A 24566-nucleotide genomic window follows, 5' to 3' on the forward strand; every position below is an offset into this window, starting at 1 on the left:
CCATGTGCATCCGTGCCTCGTCACGGATCGCGGTGACTTTCCGGATGTAATCGTCGCAATCGGCGATGAACGACTCAAAGCACTCCCTGTAATCCCTCCCTGTCCCGTGCGGACTCAGAAGCAGGTCATAGTTGGTCAGAAAGAACTCCGCGTCGGCATGCCCGCTCTGCGTCTTGGAAATGTGCCAGCGATTATCGGTGCTGACCAGCTCCTGACTCAGCATCTGTTCGGGGATTTTCCATTCGATTTCAGCCATTGTTCCGCTCCTTGAGCACCTCTTCGACCAGCCGCCACTCTTTCGGACGGTAGGTCGTATTCACATACCACTTGCCGTTGCGGAACAGATACACATATTCCGCCCAGTAAGCATCCGCCGCCCGGGCGAGCATTTCGTCTGCGTCAGCCCAGACCCGGGGCGGACACAATTTCTCGCCATAATCCCGGTGGTAGGCGTGGCAGACATCCTGCGCATCGGGTTCAGGATCGTCGTTCGACAAACGTCCGCCAAGGCCGGAGAGATCACCGAGCGCAAACAGCGCTTCGATGCGCTCTTTCGTGTTGTAGTGTGCATTCAGGCAAACACCCGCGCCGGACGGATACATGTCGAAGTGAACGTAAATGGAGCGGCAGCTCCGGTCGGCGGCCTCGATTGCAATGAGTCCTCGTGTAGACATAAAAATCTCCCAGGGTTAAAATGTGACAGTCGCGGTCAGTGTGGCGGCCGCAAGCCAGTACGTCATGTGTTTCCAGTCGCCGCAGCAGGCGTAAACGATCGCTGCGCCGACGTCCAGTGCGATCAGGATGATCGGAAAAATCTTTGCTGCATTCATGCTCTCTCCTCAAAACGGGATATCGTCATCAAGATCGTCAGGCGGTGCGGGGGATGTCCACGTTTCTCCAACTTCCAGGTCTTCGCCCGGTTCGCGCATGACCGGGCGTTCTTTTAAACGCCAGCCGGTAATCCGTTCAAAACGTTCCCCCGCGATCGTTTTGACGGTGATTGATTCGGGAGCCGCCAGAAGCCCCTCGTTGGCCAGCGAAACGGCTTCCCGCGCGCTCCTCGGCATCGGGCAGCCGAGCGCGGCGCGTTCGTGCCACCATTTCTCGAACTTGCCGCGGGCATAGCCGGTATGTTCGGGGCAGACCCATTCCGATTTGAACTCGTTGAAGCCGACCTGATAATCCACCCGCATGGTTTTGGGGGCATCGGGATCGGCTCCCCGTTTTTCGTGGACGCAGTAATACACATCCAGCACCTCGTAATCGGTATAATCCACCTGTCCGGAAATCACACCGGCGGACGATGCCGTCTGCGTCATCTTGTCATTGCTTTCCTTCGGCGGAAACACATAACCGCATTCAGGACACGCCGTATATCCGGCGTGGATGAGCGCGAGACATTGCGGACACTTCTTCGCCGGGGCATCACCGCCTTTCCCGGATCCGGGCTCTTTGACCTTGATCATATCGAGCGGACCGTGCCGCAGAATGTTGCCTCCGTAGTCCAGAAAAAGGCAGTTGGTTTTTCCGGTTTCCGGACTGAGGCGCGTTCCACGTCCGGCGCACTGAATCAGCAACCCCGGCGAATTCGTCGGGCGGAGCATCACAACGCAATCCGTGTTCGGCGCATCGAAGCCGCAAGTCAAAACGTTGACGTTCGCCAGAAACTTGAGCGGCGGCTTCGGTGTTCCGAAAAGATCCGCCGGGATGAATTCCCCCTTGAACCGGGCGATGATTTCAGCCCGTTCGGCAGGCGACGTATCACCGGTCACGATCGCACACTCCTTGCCGGAAAACGCCTGGATTTTTTCCGCAACATGCTTGCAATGATCCACCGAAGCGGTGAAAATCAGCACGGACTTGCGGTCGCGGGTCAGCTCCACAATCTCCCGGCAGGCGGATGTCACCAGCGCATCGTTGTCCATTGCGGCGGCGACCTCGTCGCTGATGAACTCGCCGCCACGGATGTGCAGGTTTGCCAGATTCGCCTCCGCGCGGCCCGCCCGGGAAATCAGCGGGGAAAGATATCCCTGCTGAATCATTTCCTTGAGCCCCGCCTCATAGCAGATCTCGTTCAGGATGTTTTCCGGCTTGCAGATGAGCCCGCCTTTGAGCCGGAAGGGCGTTGCCGTCAGCCCGATCACCCGGACGTGTGGATTGATGACCTTCATATCGGCCAGAAAGGTTCGGTACATGCCGTCCCCTTCGCTGCTGATCAGGTGTGCTTCATCCACGATGACAAGGTCAAAGGCGTCCAGCTCGCAGGCCTTGTTGTACACGCTTTGAATCCCGGCGACAATGACCTGCTCCGTGGCGTCGCGGCTCCTGAGTCCGGCGGAATAGATGCCGATCTTCAATTCCGGACAGAGTTTGCGGATCTTGTCGGCATTCTGTTCCAGCAATTCCTTGACATGGGCAAGGATCAGCACGCGTCCATTCCATTTTTCCACGGAATCCTTTGCGATCTGAGCGAGAACCAGACTTTTGCCCGTATTGTGATGGACTACAAAGTTTCCATCAACATACAAATGGTCACCGTCCAGTTCAAATCCATAAAAATCATCCTCCGATAAGATTTCTACCGAGAAACCTGTACGAAGTACATTTTTCTTTTGCTGGCGAACATGAAAGACATGCCGTTTTCTACGGCATGGGATCGGCGACAAATCGCCGGAAATATGCACCCGGTAGTACCAGCCGCCGGCTCCGGTCTGACAGGCGCAATATTTCTCATGACAGTTCGCCATGAATCCAAGACTTCTTGCAAGAAAAACAATATCACCGGCAAGTTCCCGGGATTGTGTGGTGATTTCCAAACAATGACCGTCGAAAAAGCCGTCACTGTCAAGAAGTCCAGCCAGCAATTGCAATCTGTCGGATCGGGAAGCGGTCAAATATTCCTTGGGAATGAACTTGTTATGAGCGCAATGCCCGCGCAAACCCAGCTGGTGCAGTATTTCAAAGAGAGGATTTTTCGCTCCCTTTGCAACGACAGCATAGTATGTCGGCACATTCCGGTCATTTTCGGTAACACGGACTGAACAGCCGATACTTTCTGCATATCGACTGAATTCATCACCAAGTTCCTCTTCCGCGCTGGTCAATCCGATGGCGTTAGTCATTATCCCATCGCCGAGGAGCAATCCCAGAATGTGCGGCGGAATCGGTAAGTTCTTCGGGATAGAAAAGTTCACCGGAACGCGATAGAGTTTCCTCAAATGCCTCCATGATTTCGATTTTGTCAGATACTCCCGGACAGTTATGTTGGTAATTTCGCCCCCTTTCTGGTAACAAGTAAAATCGCCTTTCCCTTCGTTTGTGCTGACCAGAGACAGAATGTGATTCATATTAACCACAAATGGTTCGCCCTTGATTGGCGTAATCCGTGCCATAGGTTCACGTCCGCGAGCCAGAGCAAGCACATGCCGAGGGGTTGAGTCTGCGCCCATGATGATATCACCAACCGATATGTCCTGTACTTTCCGGACAGTTCCGTCATACATCAAAATTGGGTGATCTTTTGCGTGACAGCCCGTGGGCAACACAACGCACGGGTTGTTGTCTTTTGTGCGGAGATGCTCGTAAACAGCCTCAACCGCCTCGGACTGATACGGTCGAGGAACGATCATTTCAGCCCTCCGAATTCCGTATGCCCGCCTTGATCAGGTCAAAGGCAAGCTGTGTTTTGATTTGCTCGAGACGCTGTCTGTCAATCTTCAGGATTCTCCGGATCGCGCCGTCTTTGTAGCCGTTCATATAGAGGAAACAGACCAACCGCCGGGTATCGTCGGTGATGTTCTTCACGAATTCCTGGACGATTTGCCTGCGTCGTCCGCCGTTCTGTCTTCCTTCTTCCATTCTGAAATCCTTATATAAGCCATTCCGTCCGGAGGCATCGGTTCGCGTTTGATGACGGTCAGCTTGCAGATCTGACTGTCGTCATTGTAAAGCCCGGCATGTGTGAAGGTGTCCAGGAGACACTTCAGAGAGTTGTCCACATCCCGGCGTCGATTGTCCGGAGGATACAGTTCAATGAACAGCTCCACCGGACCGGCAAATCCCCGTGTATGATCCTGCCGGAAACGTGCAACCACACGCTCCCGGAACTTCCGCCCGTCACGGGAGATCAGCACCCTCGGACCGACATGCCGATAGTAATGATTCACGCTGGGCGGCCACGGCAGTTCCAGTTCCAATGTCATTTCCTTGCCCATGGGGGCGCGGAGTTCGCACCGCTCTGCGGAGGCGGCGTCGCGGGCTTGGCGGCGGCAACGCCGGAAAGAGACGTTCGCGGACCGTAGCCCTTGATCTCGTTGACGATCTCGTCATCCTGATTCTTTTTACAGCGCACGGTGATTGTGAGTGGCAGATTGTGCAGTTCCACCGAATCACGCGGCTGAAGCACATTCACCGCGCGGCAGATGGCGGAGAGATCCGCCCGGGCGATCCGGACTGCGTCCGCGTTCGCATTTTCCAGATTCAGCCGCGCCCAGACCTTCCGGTTCTTGTATTCACCCTCGATGATCTCGAATTCCAGCTGGAGATACTGCCCGTTTCCCGTCCTGGTGGGCTTCATTTCCGATTCGGTGATGACAGCCTGGTATTTCCCGGCCGGAATCGGATCATAACCGGTCGATGGTTCGACTTCGTTCGCGTTGAAATTGATTGTGGACATTTGTGTTTCCTTCCATGTTATGCCATGCAATGGCTGTGGTGATTGAATGCTGTGATTTTCGGCGGTTCCGGGGGCGGTTTGCTTACCGCGACAGCCGGACTGCCGGGACACTGGATGTGTTCGTGATACTCAACAGGCGAATACTCATCCCGCACAGCACGGAACGGTTCCCCGACCTGGATCATTCCGCCGCAGACGTCACACACCAGCGGACGATTTGCCGTCCGGATTTTTTCGTGCATATTTCTTCACCTCGAAAACCTTTCTTTCCTTGAATTCCTCCTGCTTGCCCTTATTCCAGTTCGTCACGGGCCGAAAATACCCGCAGACGCGGCTGAAGACCTCGCAGATGGCTCCGCACTTACTCATGATGGTTCTCCTCGATTTTTGTGTATGCCTCAATGAATGCCTGCCAAGAGAGCGGAATTTCCGACGGCAGACCGTAGCGGTTCTTCGCGATGCAGGCGGGGCTTCCCACCGTGCGGATGATGCGTTCCCCGCCATCCGCGCCGATGGGAGCGGCGATCGCGCGTTCCCCGTTGAATCCGGCGTTCTCCTTTGTCACCCGGAACTTCTTGTTCGCGAACAGAACGGCGTCGACCCATTCCGCGATCAGGCTTGCAGCGTGCTTGTGGAGACGCGGGGTGTAGCGGTCGTAGGCGGCGTTTTCCGGATCTTCGAACCGTTCGACCTTCGCATGGGCGACCAGAATGACCATCATTCCGCGCTTGTCGCGCAGTTCCTGAAGCAAGTTGATGACCTTGCGCCAGTGAGTCAGCGCATGGGTATATCCCCTGCCGTAGCCGCCGTCGGCTTTTTCGATGGAACGGACACCGAATTCGCGGCAGACCTCGTCGAAGATGAGGCGCTCGAGCCAGTCAACGGAATCCACAACGACGGTCTGGAACTCGTGAGCTTCGTCCCGGAGCGCGGTCAGTTCTGCGATTACCTCGGAAAGCGAATGTGCAAGCGGGAATTTCCGGCAGTCGATTTCGCCGAGTCCGTCTTCCGTCTGGATGAAGATCGCATTTGGTGCTCCGGCTGCATAACTGCTCTTCCCTATACCTTCACTGCCGTAAATCATGATGCGCGGCGGCTTGTTTTCCCGCCCGGTTTGAATGTTGTCAAGCATTCCCATAATCTGTTTCCTTCCTCTTTTCAGCAGTTTGCCAATTCAATCTGAAGTGCTTTCACCAGTTTGCGGATTTGTATCTCATTCATCCGGGCATGAATGTCCGCCATGATGGAATGTACCAACTCCGCATCCGTGTCGGGTTCGATCTTTTCCTGCGGCCGCCTTGAACGCATGGTTTCCTCATAAGCGCGGTTGATGGAGTATTTCCCCTGTCGCAACGCCTCTTTGATTTCGTCTGTGGCATAAGCGTTGATTGCTCGGAGACGTTCCACCTTTTTACAGGAAATCCCTAAAGTTTCACCGAGATCAACGGAAGATTTTCCACGACTCATGCTGCAGGAGGAGTTGTTTGCCGGACGACCAGCTTTTTTTCTCATATCCAGCTGTTGAAGGCATTGAAGCAGTTCTCCGTTTGTCAAATTCCTGCGGTTTCTCTGACAGCGAATGGCATATTCCAATGCTTCGTTCTCATCGTTAAACTGGCGGCAGATGACAGGAACTGTCTCCAATCCGGCGGCGATTGCCGCTTTCAGGCGGGTGTGTCCATCAACTACAATCATCTTCCACACAACGATGGGATGCCCGAAATCAAAGCCGTTAACGTTCATATCGTCGATGATTTCCGCAAGAACTGTCTGCCGGATCGGGAAAAGGTTCCGAAACGGTTCTTCCATTTTCAGGCTCCAGACGGGAACTTGAACGAGCGGGAATTCGATATTGCAAAACTTACTGCTCATTTTCATTTTCTCCTGGTAACATGTCAGCAATCAGGTTGCCGATTTCAGAGGAAATCACATCTCTCAGGTTATTGCGCTCCTGGAGAGAATAGCCGATTTCCGGATATTCCTGAACTTCCCGTTCAAGCCGCAGCTTCACCATCTTGATGATGCTGACCTTGATTGCTTCAGAGCGGGATTCCTTCAGATCCTGCAACTCGGTTCCGGTCAAGGGAGGGAGTTCTCTCGCTTTGTCCTGTCGACGCGCCCTCATGGTTTCCTTATACCCTTTGTCGATCGACATATTTCCAGAAGCCACCGCATCACGAATTTTTGCCGTCGCGTGATTTTTGATGGTTCGAAGTTTTTCCACTTTTCCTCTGGAAATACCAAGGAGGTCAGCTGTTGCTTCTGACGATTTTCCGAAATTAGCCACGAACGTGGCTAATTTTCCCGGTCGACCGGCGGATTTTCTCTTGTCCAGCTCCGCAAGGCAATTCAGAAGCTCTTGTGGTGTCAGACTTCTCCGATGGCTCTGAGCTTTGATTGCATATTGAAGCGCCTCATCTTCCGAAGCGAACTCCTTTAATATGATCGGAATCTTGTTCAGATGAATTTTCTGTGCGGCGGCAAGACGGGTGTGCCCATCCACTACTGTGACTTTGTGACCGGCCCAGATGATGATCGGATGGGCAAAATCAAATCCGTTCTGCTTCATATCCTCCGCGATCTCGTTCAGGACACTTTCCTTGATCGGAAAGAGATCTTTGAAAGGCGATGCGGTGTGGATCGCGATGGTCGGCATCAGAGAAATTTTCTCTTCCATCATTTCACCTCGGGGAGCTCTTCGCTGTTGTTCCAGCGGAATACGGAGAGGTCGCGGCCTTTCAGAAACGCATTCCAGGCCTTGATGTAGAATGCCAGCGTTTCCCGAACCGTCAGCTTGTTTTTGCTGATGCGATTATCAATCAGCTTGCTGCGAAGCGTCATGATCGGATGCCCGGTATAAAGATTTTCTCCGGTCTTGACCAGCTTGATGAACTCTTCCGCTTTCTGAGGATTTTTCTTCAGAAAGAGGTAGAAACAGAATCCCATATGGGACTTCACGAAATGATGTGCGCCGCATTCCGCAACCGCTGCGGCATGTTCAAGCAAATCCCGGTTCTCGTCATAATACGGCTCAAGAACCGAATTACGGGTTTCCGTCTTTGCCGAACTTGAACGCATCTGCCGATCAAAGTTCTCGTAAATCCAGGCAAATTTTGTGATCATTGCCGCCGTGGTCGGGTGCTGGGATCCCTTGATTTTCAGAAGGTGATGAAAAAGTCTGGTGACTCCGCTGTCGATGGAGCCGACGGCTTCCTTCCTGACATTGTAGACAACGATCATTGTGACGGTGACCCCGGATTCAATGATCGCCCAGAGGCGATGCTGTCCGTCAAGAATCGTTCCATCCTCTGCGATTTTGATGGTTTCCCCGTTCTGTTCCCAGGCTCCGGAGGCCATGTCATTGGCATAGCGGGTAACGTTCAGCTGGCTGATATTCCGGTTCATGGTGTTGCGTTCCAGCATTTGGGCCGCCATATCCGGAGTGATGTCAAGCGTTTTTGTGATTATTTTCTTCATGATTTTCACCTTTCCTGTTTGCTGTTTTTTGAATTCAGAGTGTGTCAATGATACGGAGATCTTCATATCCGGTCGGCCAGACTCCGGAGATACAGCAGGCCCGGAAGCGCTCCAGGGCGCTTTTGTTGGAAAGTTCCGCCAGATCCAGCAGTTCATCCGTCAGTTTCCAGACCCCGGCGGAAAACGGTTCATTCTTTTCCACCGCAATGATGTGGACGGGGAAGTTTTTGCCGGTCACAATCCGGAGAATCGCCCGGTAAAACGCGAGCTGCTGGATGTAGCCATAGCGATGGCAGTCCGACTCGAACCAGCGGAGAGTGTCGCAGGTTTTCAGATCAACAAGCCCGGACTTCATGCTGAACCAATCCATCCGGATCTGGCAGGGAACGGAACAATATTCAGCCCGAACCACGCCTTCCGCGATCCCGTCCGCCAGCAGTTCCGACGCGAGCGGGTGCAGCCAGACGCCGCGCTGCAGTTTCAGGAGAAAGCTGAAGTCCTTTCCGGAAATGATTTCGCGCTCCTGAGTCGCCGCCCATTCCGCAAATGCCTTGGTGTTGCGCCCATAGGATTCGCCGGTCCGGGGATTGATCGGCCCGTCGGTCACAACATATTCGCGGTCAAAGGCGTTCCGCCCCTCCAGAATCAGGCAGTGCGCCGCGCGTCCCATGACGAATGCTGAGGATTCGCTTTCCGTGATTTCCCCGGAAACTTTCCTGCGGTAGAGAGCCGGGGATTCCCGGAAGTCGGCCAGGAGGTGGCTCGACATAAATTCTCCGTTGCGACTGCGGGCGTGATATTCCGTCGCCGGTTCATGGATGATGAATGAAAGATCAGTCATTTTTCAGAAATCTCCTTAAGGTTTTTGAAATAGCGTCTGAATGCGTTCATTACGTATGGAGGAGTAAAACCGTCTTCCAGGTAACGGCGCAGATCTCCGACATTCAGCTCAAAAATGGCTGCAATTAATTTAAGTGGATAATTGAATTCAATTTTGGCGACATGGAGAATATCTGCAATGCCAACCTCGCCGTCTGGATGACGCTTGAAGACTTTCTCTTTAAGATCAGCCATGGGATCGATGCTGTCGACATCAAAGACCTCCTCCATATCAATTTGGCAGAGCAAATCTTTTAAGGAGCACATGGCTTCATGATTGTTGCCGATATACTGTTTGATGACGGCAACGGCTGCCATAAGAACTTTTTTTTGTTTTCCAGTCACTTTAATTTTCCTTTGTTTGATTGCGGTTATGAGTGCTCTTTGTTTCCATCGGGTATATCTGCAAAAAAAAGTCTAATTGACGGGCTTTTTCTGATTTTTTTGAAAAAATCTTTCATTGAAGATGGCGCGAATCTGTTTCAAATACCTGCCTCTGAATGTGGAATTGGCAATCCCCAGTCTGCGGCAGACCTGAAGAACAGATTTTTCTTCAAACAACATTCTGGTTATTTTTTGCAGGTCTTGGGGCATCATTGCAATCACGGTGTCAATGTCATGAGACTGAGAGTCCCAATCAATGTTGTTCCGTGAATGTGATGCGTAGGCACGACAGTCATCTTTGTTTAAGGCAACATTATGATCATCGCCATTCTCAAAGAGATTCAGGTTCTGTGCGGAAAAGAGAACATAGTTTTTCCGTGTGAAGTATTTTCGCCGCGCTATGCGCATCCCTGATACTATGGTTAAGCGGGCAAAGGTTTGAATTGCCGACTTTTCCGGATCAAAATTTGAAAGTTCGTGATTCATATGTATCAGAATCTCCTGGCGGAGATCATCCTTGAAACTGTAAAGGATTTGATATTGTCGAATATTCTGATCAAGAATACATTCAAGAGATTCCCTGACATACGGCATGGCATAAACCTCATCAAACGTTGGAATGTGATGAATGGGAATGGCGGTTTCTGTATTTTGAACGGACAGAATTTGTTTTTGAGTCATCTCGACTGCTCCTTGGGGTTGTAGAGCGGTCGGGACGCCGTCAAAAAAATGGAGGTGGTCGGGCTGCGCCATTGATTTGGCGGCATTCCCGACCATCTCCGTTGTTCGGTTGCATGGTCAGCTAAATACCAGTTTTGCTATTGTAATACGACAGAAATGGGGGATCAGCCCTTAGATGGATGAGATGCTCTCCTCAATTTCAAAAGAGACCGGAAGTCCGGCTTGAATTTGGATTACCTTGATGAAGCCTTCCGCAATTTCACGGATTTCTTGGAAGAACTCTATGTGCTTCTCGGTCAGCAGAAAATCTCCATCCGACCGGGATTGACGATGGAGCGTTGTCCTTGTCCCGATTTTCCGGGATCGAACTTTCCTGCTGGCGCTGGTTGCAACGACATGACCGTTGCAAATGGAAAACTGTTCCAAACGCCCATAATCGACCGTTTGCATAAGTTTGAGAAGGTTTTGATCTCCTGCATTGAGTTGTTTGAATGTCATTTTTCTCTCCATGGTTATTGTTTGTCGTCATGGAGATAATGTATGTTGAAAATGGCAAAAGTGATTTCTTCGACAAATTTTCGTCATTTTTCGCCAAATGATCAACACTCAAATTGAGGTCAGAAAAAAAGTGAAAATTATCCACTTGTCGAAGAATTTTTCGACAAATCGCCATTTTGTCGAAGGATTTTGAGCTGTTTCGATGGATATATGTTGATATACAAGGAGTTGCGGTGGATAATATTGTCGAAGGATTTACAGGAGATTTTAATTTAAGTTTTTGATGGTCAATGGTTAAAATTGTCTAAACTTTTTTGCCAAAGACTCAGGCAAACATTTTGGAAAGTCGGTCCGATTTCTCCTGGACGGCTTCGACAATGGATTGTGGTGAAAGCGGAACGGCGTCCCCGCCTTGAGAAAGAATCCACGGAACAATGATCTCGGCGGGGACGGCAGGAATTGAGAATATCCATGAATCACGGTCTGGTTCTTTCTGCAAAGTCTGCCTGGTGTGCATCAAATTTGCCTCGGCGAATTTTCTTGCACGTCCGAATAATCTGATCTTGACATTGACTACAGGTTTGTAGCTGACTATGTTGTCTCTGCTGACCGACCTGATGATTTTCATATCCGGCTCAAAAGTTTCGTCAAGGATTTTGATATCTACAATTCGACTTATGACAAATGTACGAGGAGCACTTCTGAGAGTGCAGTAGGCTTTGAGCCGCCATTCTTTATCATACAGAAAAAGGACGTGTGGAGCGATTATTCTTTCAGTCGGAGGATTCCCTTGCTTGTCATCATATAGAATTTTTAAATACCGATGCTGCTGCCATGCCTCAAAAACAACGGGAAATATGGCTGATATATCAGTTGCTCCAGATTCGGCAAAGACAAGCAGGGAGTTTACAAGCGTGGTATCCAGAAAATCAGGATTGTTGCCTTTGAGAATTTCATCAACGGCAATCTTAATTTTTCCTTTTAGCGGCTCCGGGATGACATCCTCAGCAATTTTTGCTCCGATGATAAGTGCCAGTAAAGCGGATTCACTCAGATCCGCAGGGCAATTGAAATCCCATCCATGATGCTTTAAATAATAGCCTTTGTTTCTTCTGTCATAGGCCAATGGACAGTGAAACTCCTCCTTCAGGATTTGAACATCTCTGAACACTGTACGGATACAATAACGATCATGCGGGACAAGACCATCTACATGCTCAAGCGAATAATATTCCTCTAATATGTCTGCGGGAGAGTGGTATCCATTCCTTTTCAACAGCGAAGCAAGTCTAGCCAGCCGATGCAGCTGGATTCTTGACATCGTTGTTTTTCTGTTTTCCGAACTTCTCATCTTTTCTGCTTTTTTTTCCATTTTTTTCGACATCATGTTTTACACTGACATTATTTGTCATTCTAATGTGTTATTATATGCTGGAAATAAGAAAAAACAAGTTGAACGGCTGAGAAACAGGAAAATAACTGAAAGAAAGGGTTTGATTCATGAATACAGCATCGTATCGACTTAAGGAAGTCCGTATCGTCGGAGGATTTCTGGACGGCATAAACTATCGTTTTTCAGATAAACTGAACTGTATCATCGGTGCTCGAGGAACCGGGAAAACAACATTTCTTGAATTCATCCGGTATGCGTTGAATGCTATGCCAAAAGATACTGCTGCACAGAAACGGATCAAAAGTATTGTGGAAAATAATCTTGACGGCGGCAGGATAGATGTTCTAATTGAAACTCGAGAAGGAGTTTCTTACACGATAAGCAAATCCAGTGGCGAACAGCCTAAAGTTATAAAAGCTGATGGTTCCCCCTCTGGGTTGAATTTTACCCCGTCACTTTTCCGACTGGATGTTTTCAGTCAAAATGAAGTGGAAAATATAGCGGGACAATCGATGTCGCAGCTGGCTTTGATTGAAACATTTAATCAAGAAGTTTTTACCTCATTGAATGACAAGATTTCGGAATTGCGCAGTGCTCTTGTCGCGAACAGTGAGACAATGGCAAACCAGTCTAAGAAAATTTGTGAGTTGTCAGACAAGATCAGTCGATTGCCCGGACTCACAGCACAATTGAAAGAACTGTCTGCGGAAACCACGGAAATCTCCGCAGATGTTAATCGTGCTCTGGATCAGAAGGCGATCCGGGATCGAGAGAATATTTATGTGGAGGATTTGCAGAAATTGTATTCCGAAACCGCCGGAAAACTGAAGTCCCTGAAAGATTATATTGAATCCGCTCTATGCTGGAAAAGCCAAGCGGGGCTGGAGGATGGTGATAACTTTGAGATGATCCAAAAGCTCCGAAACGAGCTTGTTCTCAGCAACGATGCCATTAATTCTGGACTTGAGGCAATCATTGAAGAACTGCGAAGAAGCAACCGCAGGTTCAATGAAATCAAAGCGGCATTACGCCTGAAGCATGACGAGGCAGATATAATCTATTCCAAGTTGCTTGAAAAAAATAAAGCGGAGCAGGCCAAATCAGCAGAACGCAGAAAATTGGATAAAGAGCGGAATGCGCTTCTGATTATGCAGAATGAGCTGGGCGAAACCCAGCGGCAACAAGAACGAGTTCGAACTGAACGGGCCCAAATGCTTTCAGAACTTTCAGAAGCTCTTGATCTGCGATTTGCGCACCGGAAACAGATAGTTGACCGGATCAATTCTGAACTTATGCCAACTATCAGGGTTTCGATACAGCAATTCGGCAATCATGATAAATACCAGGAGTTTCTTGCTTCTGCATTGAGCTCGTGCGGGATTTATCATAATCAGGTAGCGCGCCGTCTCTCAGACCTGATTGCTCCGTCCCAGCTTGCAGAGCTCGTCCGTAATCAGGATGAGAAGACGCTCTACGAGAAAACACAATTGAATTCCAACCAGACAAAGGCCGTAATTTCCCGGCTGAACGATGAACGACTTCTTGCAGATATGGAAGTGGTTGATTTGCCGGATTTACCGAAAATCGAACTGAATGATCATGATACTTACAAAACAACAAACACGCTTTCCACAGGTCAGAAATGCAATACAATTTTACCGATTCTGCTTTTGGACAGTGAGCGTCCTTTGCTTGTTGATCAGCCGGAGGATAATCTGGACAACGGATTTGTACGGAAAACAATTGTAGACAGCATTCTGCGTGTCAAGCAGCATCGCCAGCTGGCGTTTGTAACGCATAATCCAAATATTCCGGTGCTGGGTGATGCAGAGCATATTTTGGTCTTGGACTCCGATGGTACGCATGGCGTCATGAGAAATTGTGGAACGGTGGATGAGTGCAAGGCGGATATAGTAGATTTGCTTGAGGGCGGAGCAGAGGCGTTCATACAGCGGAAAAATCGTTACTCATATTGAGGGGAAAATGCCTGTGGAATCAAATCTAATACCTGACAATTGGAGGGAACGGCTTGCTAAAGTAAAAGCCGCCCGTGCACGTTTGGAAAACTATTATGGAGATTCTGACGCTTTAGCGGTACTGGAAAAACACATTGCTGATGAGAAATGGGAAATCCGTCAGTGCGTAGCGGACGCAATCCCGCTGCTGCCGGAAAGCAGACTTACTCCATTTATTCCGCTATGTAAAGATTGCAATCATTATGTGTCCAATTCTGCGCAGCAGGCCATGGAACGGCGGAATATGTTTGTTGCAGAAACTAAGAAAAGAGAGCGTCGCAGAGCGGTTCTGTTCCAGAATTCAGAAAAACTCCGGAAAAAGTACGGTCCGGAAGCCGCGGAACTGGCTCGGAAAGATGCTGATCAGGCTTATGCCATGATGGTCGGACAGGTTGCTCATGATATCCGTACAGTTTTAACGCCGATCAAGTTCCGCATCCAGCGGTTGCCTTACCTTACAGAGGGTAAACTGCCGATCAATGAACAGCTTGAAATGCGTATTACAATTAATGAACTGAGAGAACATACCGAAATGATGGAACGTCTAACCGAAGATGTATTGACTCTGGTTCGAAAAACGCCGGAGAAACGAACACTTGAGAATCTGCGGGATTTGCTCAAAACAGCGAATGATATGGTTGCTGCCGTATTTAATGCCAAGGAACGTGACATCACCTGCATTGCCGTTAAATTGGACATCCCACAGGATATCACCTGCAGGGTTGTTCGGGACTTAATGCTGCGGGTATTCAGCAATTTGCTGAAGAATGCCTATGAATCATTCTGGCAGAGTAACGAAAAATTTAAGCCCGGACAAATTGATGTCCTTGCAAGAAAACAGGAGAACGGTGTTGAGATTGAAATCCGGGATAATGGGAAGGGAATGTCTCCGGCAGACCTAAAACTCATTCGTCAATTCAAACTTTTTAGAACTCTGAAGAGCTATGGTACTGGTTTCGGGCTTGCTATTGCCTACGAGAAAATCCATGATCATAATGGGAGCCTGACAATAGATTCCGTTGAAAATGCGGGAACGGTCGTGACAGTTTTCCTTCCAAATAAAGAAAGGTGAAAAAATGGCAAAATACAAGGGGCTTATCGTCGATGACAGCAAAGGTGTCCGCACCACGGTTGCTGCCATGCTTCAAATTCTCGGTCATGACAGCGATGCTGCAGCATCAGTAGAGGAAGCAAGAAAATTGATGGCAGAAAAGCAGTACGATTATATGCTGCTGGATATGGAAATACCACTAGCCGATGGCGGAGAAGCAGATACCGCCATCGGCCCCGCGTTTCTCATGGAAATTCGGCGGACCAGGAGGAAAGAAGTATTCCCGATCATTGTCATAACTGGTCGCATGCTAGACAAAGCGGAGTTTGCGGCATCTCTTCTTTGGAACGGGGCAAACGATTTTATTCCCAAGCCGTTTCCTATGAGCGGTCATACTCTGGAAGCGTCTATTTTGAAATTTCTTGAGGAGGCTGAACGATTTAAAATATCCAACCCGCACCCATTGGTTAACACGCAAAATAAAACAGCATGGTTAACCCGGAACGAAACGAACAACAAAAATGTTTGGACGGCAATCAGCAGGAAAGGCAATCCGCACAGTGTTACACTGAAGAAGGGCAGTAAACAAGATTTGCTGCTGGAGTGCATTTTTAAATTCTATCAAAACTGTTCCTGCATTCCCCATGGGGATATTATGGATGCCTGCCATTGGACAGATAAAGATTATTTTCCAGTTTACTCCGGCGAAAGGCGTCCAAAACGCGGAATCTCCAGAAGTCAGTTCAGCATTTTGAAAAAGACCCTTGGAATCGACTATTCTTATGTTGGCATAGGCGTCGCTTTTTTGCAACCGGAGGATTAAGGTATGGGACAAGTAATATTGGCTGCAATAGATATTGAGACCACTGGACTTGATGTGGAAAAACACGAAATCATTGATTTCGCGGTCGTGCCATTGAACGATAATTTTAAAGTATCAGCATTGCCGGAATTCACTATTCGAATAAGGGCCGACCATCCGGAAAATGCTGCTGCTCGGGCAATGCAAATTAATCGCCTGAATCCTGCAGAGGGAGTAAATCGAGAAGCGGCTCAAGAAGAATTTCATCAATGGCTTTCTGATAACGAGATTGAAAAAATCTATCCCGTTGCTCATAATTTGGAGTTTGACATGAAATTCATCCGCCGGACATTCCCTTCGGAATCCAAAGTCATCTCGCACCACGGCAGGGACAGTATGTATCTGGCTCGTGCTGTAAACGATATTTTTCGCAGAAGGAACGGTGAGGAGCTGTTTCCCGGCACTTCGCTTAGTGTGGTGTGTGATGTCCTGGGCATCATGGGGGAACGCCATCATGCCCTTGATGATGCAAAAGATGCTGCGGCTGTTTATCGTAAACTCATAGAAATGCTGGTAACTGAATAAAAAAAGGAGGCCTTAAAATGAATATGGCAAAAAAACAAAATTCGTTTTCATCCACAAAAAGAGATAGAAATGGGGAAAACGTTCCTGCAATTGCTGGAGTTGAAATTAATGAAATTCGGATGTACTCCATCGAAGGGAAAATGTATTTGCCAGAAACTGACTTGCCGAAACTGGAATACCGGCTTAAGGCGAAAAACTTTATTGCAGAACGTTTCACAGGAATGACTGACTCTTATGGTATTCCTATATTTGAAGGAGATGTTATTTATCAGGAATATTGGTTGGAAAATATGAAATTGGATATGTGGCATTTTGTCTGCTGGGATGAAAAATTGGGATGTTTTATCGCACGATGCTGTAATCAGGATGGGGTCGCAGAATATGATGATCCCTATGACAGAAATGGTTATGCTCCGATGTTACGTGAATGGGTCGAGGAAAAGACCGTAATCGGCAATATTCATTGTCATAACACATCAAAAGATGGCTGTACCATTACGGACTTTTATAAGTATGCATCTCCATCGCCATATAGCGGAATTGTTGCAGACCGGGAAATCTGCATGAGCATAAAAAAAGAGTATCCAGACGAATTCAATAAAAGTATTTTTGTTTGGAGCTATTCTCCGTTTAAGAGTCAATGGAGCATCCAATTGCGAAAAAAAGAATTCCCACCCCATTACATAATTTTTCCCGCACCGACTGCAGATGAAATCATTTCCAAACTTCCACATGACTGGTATGGAGTCGACGAAGCTTCCTTTGCTGAAAATAATTGGTTGAAGCCTGGAATCGTGACCTCTGAAACACGGTTTGAACTTCAAATTGAAAAGAATAGCTTCAATGAAATATCCTGCATGTATGCTATGGATAACGGTCATGGCATATCGGCATTCAGCGAGATGGCTCCAGACACACAAAAACTTTCGACAGGACTCCTCGGTGCATGGTTTTTCATGATGCGAAACCGGAAAATTTCCTGACTGTTTTCCTCACGTTTTGGAATTCATGGTATCAGTCCTCGGTATTTCCGGGGATTTTTTTTCATTTTTTTTTCAAAACCCCCGTCAATTTTCTTTTTTTTTGCAGATATACCCGATGTAAGGAAAAGCGTATAAGATCACATCGGGAGTTTGTTAATGAACTATGGCAGTATTTGCAGCGGAGTAGAGGCGGCAACGCTTGCCTGGCGCACGATAGGGTGGCGGGCAAAATTCTTTGCCGAGGTTGAACCATTCCCATCAGCGGTGCTGTGTCATCGATTCAAAGCGACTCGTCCATTGCGGCCGCTTGATCCGGCAATGACAGACAACGAGAAGGAGCGGAAAACCCGGGAATTGTGGAAACGTCAAATTGCTGGACTTCCGGATGGCGGGACGATTCCGAATTTCGGAGATTTTACCCTAATAAAAAAAGAGGATGTAAATGAAGATATCGACCTGCTCGTCGGGGGCACGCCCTGCCAGGATCTCTCAATTGCAGGGAAACGACTGGGATTTGAAGGTCGGCGAAGCGTGCTCGCTCTCGACTTTGTACGATTGTGTTTTGAGCTTGGAGTCCACTGGGTTGTGTGGGAAAATGTCCCCGCTGCTCTTTCCAGCCGCCGAGGCGAGGATTTCGGACGATTTGTTTCCCTGCTCTGTGGATGGAATGTCCCGGTCCCTGAAAGCGGATGGAGAAAATGTGGAATCGTCACCCCGGCTCCGGGAGGATTCGGAGTGGCATGGAGAATACTTGACTCTCAATTTACCCGAGTGGAACAATTTCCGAGGGCAATCCCGCAGCGCCGGAAGCGTCTCTTCCTTATCGGATATTCTGGTCAGTGGAAATATCCCGCCAAGGTACTATTTGACGGTGAAATGTGCGGAGGGGATACTCCGCCGCGCCGCACGAAGAGGCAAAACGCTTCCGCCGGTTCTGAAGGAGGCTCTGCTTCGACAGACTGGTGGGACGGTTCCCAGAAGGCGGGCACACTGACGCGGACGAGCGATCAGCAGTTCATGCCGGACAAGGGGCGTCTCCAATGCGTGATTGAGACTGGAACGGATTTCCTTTGCTATGAAAACCATGCTCCCGATTCCCGTATAAAATCGGTCGAAGTGTCACAATCCATCGTTGCCCGCATGGGGACAGGCGGGAACAATCTTCCGCTCCTGCAGGAAGTTCCACGGGAACCAGAAACAGCCATCGGCTTCATTAAAAACGATGCGGGAGGTGATCTGCAGGGATTCTGGAATGAGGTTTTCCCTACGATGCGCACAGAAGTGACTCCCGCGGTAGCTCGTGATGAGTGTTTTCACGTTTCCTTCTGCGATGCGAACGGCAGAAGGAAAGATCGTCCGAACGGCGGTCTTTATGTGACGGAGGCGAAAGCAGGAAAAACCGTTACGGCAGGCAGTCCCGGCGCGGAAACGGTAGTTGTCGAACCAATCGCACTTGACGGAGACAAAATGAAGCCCGGCGAACGTTCCGGGGGATCGGGAATGGGGGTTTCTGAAGAAGGTGTGATGTATACGCAGACCGCCGGAGATGTGCATGGAGTTGCGTACACGCCATCCGGAAAACCGACAGTTCGCAAACTGCTTCCCCTCGAATGCGAGCGCTTAATGGGTTTCCCCGACAATCACACGAGAATTCCCTGGAATGGTAAATCCGAGGAGGAATGTCCTGATGCGCCCAGATACAAAGCCTGCGGAAACTCCATGGCAGTAAACTGTATGATGTGGCTCGGAGAACGGATTCAGAAAGTGGAAAAGGAAATCAGCCACGAACGTGGCGAATTTCCGGTCAGAGAAATAACCGAAGCCTCAAATGAGTCTTCAAATCACATAAAAACGGAGGAAATCAATGAGTGAAGCTGATGTGGAATGCCTGGAGTGTTCGGCGCAATATGCCGAGTTGGCTGACCGGTATCGCAAACTGAAGAAAAAGGTCCGCAGAATGCGGAAGGCGTTTGCGGCAATCGAGTGCGCGCTTCTCAATAAATGCGATCATCATGCGGAGTTCATCATCGGTGAATGTGAATCCTATCGCGGGAAATATGAACCGGAGTGCTGCCATGCCGGAAAATGAAACTCTGGAAGAGGCGATCAGGCGGAATGCCTCAGGACCCAAGTCTGCAGAAGTGGACGGACAGAAGGTCGAGCAGCATTCCCTTGCCGATCAGATTGCGGCAGATGAATATCTCGCGTCGAAAAAGGCGGTAAAATCCCGGACTTCCGGCCTGAAGATAACCAAATTGTGCCATTCAGGGGCGTGAGGAACTATCGATGATCAACAGACTCAAATCTATTTTTCGGAGCAGAACCCCTCCGAAGCCGCTTGTCCGCGCCCGGTTTGATGCGGCGCAGACGACGCGGGACAACTGGCGTCACTGGTCGGCGGCGGATCATCTGTCGGCGGACATGGAGGCCGCGCCGGAAGTCCGCCGGACGCTGCGGATGCGCTCGCGCTACGAAGTCGCCAACAATTCCTACGCCAGAGGACTGGTGCAGATGCTCGCAAATGACACCATCGGTACGGGTCCGCGACTGCAGATGCTATCCGCCGACGAGACGTTCAACGATGCTGTGGAAACGGCATTCATGCGCTGGTCGGATGCAGTTCGTCTTGCTCCGAAACTCCGGACGATGCGAATGGCCCGCTGTCAGGATGGCGAAGCGTTTGCCGTGCTGGCAACGAATCCCAAAATCCGCCACGGTGTGAAACTGGACCTGCAGTTGATCGAGGCGGATCGTGTTTCCGGAGAACTGCGCTGGTTCGAAGATGATACCAGTGTCGACGGAATCTCGTATGACCGTTGGGGCAACCCGACGGACTACCGGGTTTTGAAGTACCATCCCGGGGACATCCGGTATATGCCGGGGGACGATGCGATCCACATTCCGGCGGAATACATGATTCATATTTTCCGTCAGGATCGTCCGGGATTGCATCGTGGCGTTCCCGAAATCACGCCCGCGCTGCCGCTGTTTGCCCAACTGCGCAGATACAATCTGGCCGTGCTTTCAGCGGCGGAGGCCGCGGCGGATTTTGCGGCGATTCTCTACACGGACGCTCCGCCGAACGGCGAATCGGACGAAGTCGAGCCCATGGATGCCATTCCGCTGGAACGGAACATGATGCTGACGGTTCCGGCCGGGTGGAAAATGGGACAGCTCGACCCCAAACAGCCGGCGGCGAACCATGCGGAGTTCGTGAAGATCATTCTGAGCGAAATCGCCCGCTGTGTGGTGACGACCTACGGCACGCTGGCGGGAGATTTTTCCGGGCACAACTACGCCAGCGGCAGACTGGACAACCAGATTTACCATAAAAGCATTCTTGTCGACCGGTCGTTCTGGGAAACGGAAGTTCTGAACCGGATTTTTGAGGTGTGGTTCCGGGAATATTTACTACTGGAACATCTTGCGGCAAAGGGTGCGCGGCATCTCTGGTACTGGGATTCATTCGTGCATGTTGACCCATTAAAAGAAGCAGACGCACAGCGTGTTCGCCTCGAAAGTAACACAACGACACTTGCGGCAGAGTGTGCCAAGGACGGACGGGATTACTTGTCCGTTCTGCGGCAGCGGGCAAAAGAGATCAAACTGATGAAGGAGCTTGGAATCCCGATCAGTTCCGAGTCCCCGGAATCTCCGAAATCCCCGGAACAGCAAACCGAACCGGATGACGGTTCAGAACCCAGAGAGGATATATGAGTGAATTCACCCTGATTGAAGCGTCAAACGGCGCGAAACCGAAAGTGGTCGGAGTTGCCTACTCCGGCGGAAAAATGAATCTGCCGGGGTGGCAACATCCTGTTGTGGTCGATCTTGCCGGAATGGAGATCCCCGAAAGCGTCCCGCTTTTGACCAATCACGAGAACAAGACGGACAGCCGGATCGGACTCATTTCGGCCGCAGTTCGGAACAATGTGCTGGAAATCACCGGGGAGATCGTCTCCGACAGCAAGGATGCGGCCGATATCATCGCGCAGGGCAAGGCAGGAGCGGACTGGCAGCTGAGCATCGGTGCGGATGTGAAAGAGTGCGAGCTGGTCAAAGGCAGCCGCGAGGTGAATGGTCAGGAAGTCGAAGGCCCGTTCTACCACATCAAAAAATCGACGCTGCGGGAGGTTTCCGTTGTTGCCGTGGGCGCGGATGCTCACACCAATATGAAAGTGAATGCGAAATTCAACCTTGTCAACCAGGAAGGAGAAGCTATGAACAACAAGTCCGAAACGAAGAGTGTTTCCGCCGTGAGCGCCCCGAATGACGCTGTACCTCCGGAGAAAAAGCCGGAACCGGAACAGAAGCCCGGCAATCTGGCAAACAAGCCCGGCAATCCGGCAAACAAGCCCGGCGAACCGGAAAAGAAACCCGATAACGCGGAAAAGAAGCCCGGACAGGCGGCCGCGGAGGCGACACCGCCCGCGATTCAGGCCTCCGCCGGGGATGTGGCGGCGACCGCCCGTGAAGCGGCTCAGAACGCCGTCAAAGCCGAGCGTGAACGCATCAGTGCGATTCAGGCGATCTGCGACGGTGAATTCCCGGAAATCGAGCGGGAGGCGATTGCCGGAGGCTGGACGCCGGAGGTGGTGACGAAGAAGGTGCTCGAAACGATCCGTGCCGAACGTCCCGCCGCCAATGTCAATATCAGCGTGAAGACCGCTCCGGAAGGCGGAGAGTTGCGCAAGACCATCGAAGCGGCAATGTGTCTCCGGGTCGGAGTGAGCGCCGACCAGCTGGAGAAATCCTATGGGGCCCAAACGGTGGAAGCGGGGATGGCCGAAATGGACATGCCGCTGAAGCAGCTCCTGATCGAATGTATGAAGCTCGACGGCATTCCGTACAGCCGCGGCTTCGACAATGAAACGATCCGTGCGGCGTTCTCGAGTGTTTCGCTTCCGGGGATCCTGAGCAACGTGGCGAACAAGAAGCTGCTGCAGAGCTACGAGGCACAGCCGATCATCGCCATGAAGCTGTGTTCCACGGGCGACCTCAACGACTTCAAGGAGAACGACCGTTTCCGCCTGACGGATGTGGGCGATCTGCTTCCGATTGCCGCCGACGGCGAGATCAAGGACGGCGGACTGATCGAAGAGAGCGCGAAAAATCAGCTCGACACTTACGGGAAAAAATTCTGCCTGACGCGCAAAATGATCATCAACGATGATCTGGGCGCATTCATGAAAGTGCCGACGGCGATGGGCAACCGGGCGGCGCGACTGATCGATCAGCTGTTTTTCAGCCGGCTTCTCTCGAATCCGGCGCAGGCGGACGGCAAGGCGCTGTTCAGTACGAATCACAAAAACCTGCTCTCCGGCGCAAGTTCGGCACTGAGTTCCGATTCGCTCAAAAAGGCGATCCAGCTTTTCCTGGATCAGGTGGATGCCGACGGTCAGCCGATCTCGGTGGAACCGAAATATCTGCTGGTTCCGACTGCGCTCAAGCATCTCGCGATCGAACTGACGCAGGGGGCGACCCTCATCATGAGCGGTACGGACAACGCGGTTCGTCCGGCGCTGAATGTGCTTTCCGATGAAAATCTTCAGGTGATCAGTTCGCCGTACCTCGGCAACAGCGCCTACGAGGGATCCAGCCAGACCGGGTGGTATCTCTTCGGCGACCCGAAAACGGTCGATACCTGGGAGATCGGCTTCCTGAAAGGGAAGCGCACGCCGACCGTTGAGCGCGGCGAGACGGACTTCAACACCCTCGGTCTCTGGTTCCGTGTGTATTTCGATCTTGGCGTTCGCGAGCAGGATCACCGCGGCATGGTCAAAGCCAACGGGGCCGCGTAAGCAGTTAAACTTCAACCTCAAATTCAAGGAGATTTTTTACTATGCTTGCACGCTATGTTCAGAAGGGTGACGCCATTGATTACCGTCCGGCGGAGGCGGTTGCCGCAGGAGATGTGGTCATCATCGCGGATCTGATCGGGATCGCCCGGCTCGATATCGAAGCCAATACCCTCGGCAGTCTTGCAGTGGTCGGAGTGTTCGATGTTGTGAAAGCGGACGGCGCGATTCCTTCCGGCTCGACGGTCTACTGGGACGCGGGAGCGAAGAAGGCGACCACGGTCAGCGGATCGAACCACTACCTCGGCAAGGCCATTGCGGCGGCGGAGGCGGCCGACGATACGGTTCGTGTGCTTCTCAACGCCCCGTACAGCCTTGCGACGACCTTTGCCGCGGGCGATCCGATCACGGATCTGACCGACAATTCGGGCGGAACTCCGTCCGACACGATTCCCGTTCTCTCCTGTGAAAGCGGGTGTGACTGCAAACACGCGATTGCCTCGCTGACGAAGAAAACCAACACGATTCTTGCCGCACTCCGCGCGGTCGGCATCATCGCCAGTGAATAATGGGACTGCTGGAAAACGCAGCCGAATGGCTGGAATCCCAGCGGATCCGGGAGCTCTCCGTTCCGATTGTCTACCAGCGCCGGGATGGCGAAACGTTGAACATCCCGGCGACGCTGGGACGGACGCTGTTCCGTGCGGAAAATGAATACGGCGTGACCATCCGGACGGAGACGCGCGATTTTCTGATCGCGGCGGAGGATCTGCCGGATGATCCGGAGCGCGGAGATGTGATTCTCCATGCCGGAATCCGCTATGAAGTTCTTGCGCCGAACGGCGAGGCAGTCTGGCGCTGGTCCGGAACCGGGCGGATCCTGCGGAGAATTCACACAAAGGAAATCGGAGGTGCATGATGCCTGATACCCCGGATCATCGCGACTTGTGGCATGAACTCAATCAGGCGCGGCTGGATATTGCGGAACTGCGGGGAATGCTGAGTATGCATTTCTCCGAAGGACAGCATCACTACCCGCCGTGCAAACCTGCGGCGGATCTGCAGAAAACGATGCTTTCATCGCTGGCGGCGGCGCTGATCGCGCTTCTCGCGGCGGTTGGCAATATCATCATGGAATTCATACGGAGGTGAAGAGTGAGCGACATTCTGAACCTGGCGCGCGCGGTCGCGGAGGAACTCAGGGAATATAAAGCCGAGCTGCTTTATTTCCCCGAGTTTGAATTGCGTGATCTGGATGATCTGCGGATCGTTGTGGTTCCGGCCGGAACACAGTACAAGACACTTTCCCGCGCGGCCCATGAGGAACTGCCGAAAGTGCAGATCG

The 24566-nt window shown here is 51.0% G+C and carries 31 protein-coding genes; 14 read left to right on the forward strand and 17 right to left on the reverse strand.

All coding sequences use genetic code 11. The features are described 5' to 3' along the window. The 17 genes from FYJ85_RS21600 to FYJ85_RS21680 form a co-directional block, all read right to left on the reverse strand. Window positions 1-256: hypothetical protein (locus tag FYJ85_RS21600; RefSeq protein WP_154420771.1), on the reverse strand; the 256-nt coding region annotated here is incomplete at its 3' end. Beyond that, window positions 249-674, reverse strand: a complete 426-nt coding sequence (locus FYJ85_RS21605) for a hypothetical protein (RefSeq protein WP_154420772.1) — start codon at window positions 672-674, stop codon at window positions 249-251. The genes FYJ85_RS21605 and FYJ85_RS21600, both read right to left, overlap by 8 nt. A gap of 15 nt (window positions 675-689) precedes the next feature. Continuing rightward, window positions 690-830 (reverse strand): hypothetical protein, encoded by a 141-nt coding sequence (locus FYJ85_RS21610; protein WP_154420587.1) that lies wholly within the window; start codon window positions 828-830, stop codon window positions 690-692. A 9-nt stretch (window positions 831-839) separates the two neighbouring features. Further along, complete coding sequence (locus FYJ85_RS21615) at window positions 840-3629, reverse strand: DEAD/DEAH box helicase family protein (RefSeq protein ID WP_154420773.1); 2790 nt, start codon at window positions 3627-3629, stop codon at window positions 840-842. Window position 3630: 1 nt separating this feature from the next. After that, window positions 3631-3804: a hypothetical protein gene (locus tag FYJ85_RS21620; protein ID WP_206213388.1), complete on the reverse strand. Its 174-nt coding sequence runs from the start codon at window positions 3802-3804 to the stop codon at window positions 3631-3633. Next, on the reverse strand, window positions 3801-4202 hold the full coding sequence (locus tag FYJ85_RS21625; protein WP_154420775.1) for a RusA family crossover junction endodeoxyribonuclease: 402 nt from the start codon (window positions 4200-4202) through the stop codon (window positions 3801-3803). Before FYJ85_RS21625 ends, FYJ85_RS21620 begins: the two co-directional genes overlap by 4 nt. Next, window positions 4199-4675 (reverse strand): DUF669 domain-containing protein, encoded by a 477-nt coding sequence (locus FYJ85_RS21630; protein ID WP_154420776.1) that lies wholly within the window; start codon window positions 4673-4675, stop codon window positions 4199-4201. Before FYJ85_RS21630 ends, FYJ85_RS21625 begins: the two co-directional genes overlap by 4 nt. A gap of 198 nt (window positions 4676-4873) precedes the next feature. Then, window positions 4874-5044: an anaerobic ribonucleoside-triphosphate reductase gene (gene nrdD / locus FYJ85_RS23410; RefSeq protein ID WP_206213389.1), complete on the reverse strand. Its 171-nt coding sequence runs from the start codon at window positions 5042-5044 to the stop codon at window positions 4874-4876. Next, complete coding sequence (locus FYJ85_RS21640; RefSeq protein WP_154420778.1) at window positions 5037-5813, reverse strand: ATP-binding protein; 777 nt, start codon at window positions 5811-5813, stop codon at window positions 5037-5039. The genes nrdD and FYJ85_RS21640 overlap by 8 nt, the downstream gene beginning before the upstream one ends. 20 nt (window positions 5814-5833) lie before the next feature. Beyond that, entirely contained in the window at window positions 5834-6547 is a 714-nt protein-coding gene (locus tag FYJ85_RS21645; protein ID WP_206213390.1) for a ParB/RepB/Spo0J family partition protein, read from the reverse strand. Beyond that, window positions 6537-7355, reverse strand: a complete 819-nt coding sequence (locus FYJ85_RS21650; protein WP_154420780.1) for a ParB/RepB/Spo0J family partition protein — start codon at window positions 7353-7355, stop codon at window positions 6537-6539. The genes FYJ85_RS21645 and FYJ85_RS21650 overlap by 11 nt, the downstream gene beginning before the upstream one ends. Next, the gene (locus FYJ85_RS21655; RefSeq protein ID WP_154420578.1) at window positions 7352-8152 is read right to left on the reverse strand and encodes a ParB N-terminal domain-containing protein; all 801 of its coding nucleotides are present in this window, start codon (window positions 8150-8152) and stop codon (window positions 7352-7354) included. Before FYJ85_RS21655 ends, FYJ85_RS21650 begins: the two co-directional genes overlap by 4 nt. A gap of 34 nt (window positions 8153-8186) precedes the next feature. Continuing rightward, the gene (locus FYJ85_RS21660; protein ID WP_154420781.1) at window positions 8187-8993 is read right to left on the reverse strand and encodes a PD-(D/E)XK nuclease-like domain-containing protein; all 807 of its coding nucleotides are present in this window, start codon (window positions 8991-8993) and stop codon (window positions 8187-8189) included. Further along, a complete protein-coding gene (locus FYJ85_RS21665) occupies window positions 8990-9376 on the reverse strand; it encodes a hypothetical protein (protein WP_154420782.1) in 387 nt (128 codons plus the stop codon). The genes FYJ85_RS21660 and FYJ85_RS21665 overlap by 4 nt, the downstream gene beginning before the upstream one ends. 72 nt (window positions 9377-9448) lie before the next feature. After that, a complete protein-coding gene (locus FYJ85_RS21670; RefSeq protein WP_154420783.1) occupies window positions 9449-10168 on the reverse strand; it encodes a hypothetical protein in 720 nt (239 codons plus the stop codon). Between the two features lie 99 nt (window positions 10169-10267). Beyond that, complete coding sequence (locus tag FYJ85_RS21675) at window positions 10268-10594, reverse strand: hypothetical protein (RefSeq protein ID WP_154420784.1); 327 nt, start codon at window positions 10592-10594, stop codon at window positions 10268-10270. A 325-nt stretch (window positions 10595-10919) separates the two neighbouring features. Beyond that, window positions 10920-11966, reverse strand: a complete 1047-nt coding sequence (locus FYJ85_RS21680) for a helix-turn-helix transcriptional regulator (RefSeq protein WP_206213391.1) — start codon at window positions 11964-11966, stop codon at window positions 10920-10922. 128 nt (window positions 11967-12094) lie between these two features. On the opposite strand from FYJ85_RS21680, the gene FYJ85_RS21685 reads away from it, so the two are divergent. From FYJ85_RS21685 to FYJ85_RS21750, 14 genes are all read left to right on the forward strand, one after another. Then, the gene (locus FYJ85_RS21685; RefSeq protein ID WP_154420786.1) at window positions 12095-13963 is read left to right on the forward strand and encodes an AAA family ATPase; all 1869 of its coding nucleotides are present in this window, start codon (window positions 12095-12097) and stop codon (window positions 13961-13963) included. Between the two features lie 7 nt (window positions 13964-13970). Next, the gene (locus FYJ85_RS21690; protein ID WP_154420787.1) at window positions 13971-15074 is read left to right on the forward strand and encodes a sensor histidine kinase; all 1104 of its coding nucleotides are present in this window, start codon (window positions 13971-13973) and stop codon (window positions 15072-15074) included. 4 nt (window positions 15075-15078) lie between these two features. After that, entirely contained in the window at window positions 15079-15876 is a 798-nt protein-coding gene (locus FYJ85_RS21695) for a response regulator (protein ID WP_154420788.1), read from the forward strand. 3 nt (window positions 15877-15879) lie between these two features. Further along, on the forward strand, window positions 15880-16440 hold the full coding sequence (locus FYJ85_RS21700; protein WP_154420789.1) for a 3'-5' exonuclease: 561 nt from the start codon (window positions 15880-15882) through the stop codon (window positions 16438-16440). Between the two features lie 17 nt (window positions 16441-16457). After that, a complete protein-coding gene (locus tag FYJ85_RS21705) occupies window positions 16458-17423 on the forward strand; it encodes a hypothetical protein (protein WP_154420790.1) in 966 nt (321 codons plus the stop codon). Between the two features lie 156 nt (window positions 17424-17579). After that, window positions 17580-19295 (forward strand): DNA cytosine methyltransferase, encoded by a 1716-nt coding sequence (locus tag FYJ85_RS21710; RefSeq protein ID WP_154420791.1) that lies wholly within the window; start codon window positions 17580-17582, stop codon window positions 19293-19295. Next, complete coding sequence (locus FYJ85_RS21715; RefSeq protein ID WP_154420571.1) at window positions 19288-19512, forward strand: hypothetical protein; 225 nt, start codon at window positions 19288-19290, stop codon at window positions 19510-19512. The genes FYJ85_RS21710 and FYJ85_RS21715 overlap by 8 nt, the downstream gene beginning before the upstream one ends. Next, window positions 19499-19699: a hypothetical protein gene (locus FYJ85_RS21720; RefSeq protein ID WP_154420792.1), complete on the forward strand. Its 201-nt coding sequence runs from the start codon at window positions 19499-19501 to the stop codon at window positions 19697-19699. Before FYJ85_RS21715 ends, FYJ85_RS21720 begins: the two co-directional genes overlap by 14 nt. Before the next feature lie 10 nt (window positions 19700-19709). Continuing rightward, entirely contained in the window at window positions 19710-21140 is a 1431-nt protein-coding gene (locus FYJ85_RS21725) for a phage portal protein (RefSeq protein WP_154420793.1), read from the forward strand. Further along, window positions 21137-23224, forward strand: a complete 2088-nt coding sequence (locus tag FYJ85_RS21730; protein ID WP_154420794.1) for a phage major capsid protein — start codon at window positions 21137-21139, stop codon at window positions 23222-23224. The genes FYJ85_RS21725 and FYJ85_RS21730 overlap by 4 nt, the downstream gene beginning before the upstream one ends. Before the next feature lie 41 nt (window positions 23225-23265). After that, entirely contained in the window at window positions 23266-23790 is a 525-nt protein-coding gene (locus FYJ85_RS21735; protein ID WP_154420567.1) for a DUF2190 family protein, read from the forward strand. Then, entirely contained in the window at window positions 23790-24140 is a 351-nt protein-coding gene (locus FYJ85_RS21740; RefSeq protein ID WP_154420795.1) for a hypothetical protein, read from the forward strand. Before FYJ85_RS21735 ends, FYJ85_RS21740 begins: the two co-directional genes overlap by 1 nt. Continuing rightward, window positions 24137-24373, forward strand: a complete 237-nt coding sequence (locus FYJ85_RS21745; protein ID WP_154420565.1) for a hypothetical protein — start codon at window positions 24137-24139, stop codon at window positions 24371-24373. The genes FYJ85_RS21740 and FYJ85_RS21745 overlap by 4 nt, the downstream gene beginning before the upstream one ends. 3 nt (window positions 24374-24376) lie before the next feature. Then, the coding region (locus FYJ85_RS21750; protein WP_154420796.1) for a hypothetical protein at window positions 24377-24566 on the forward strand (190 nt) is incomplete at its 3' end.

Source organism: Victivallis lenta (genome assembly GCF_009695545.1).
Lineage (GTDB): Bacteria > Verrucomicrobiota > Lentisphaeria > Victivallales > Victivallaceae > Victivallis > Victivallis lenta.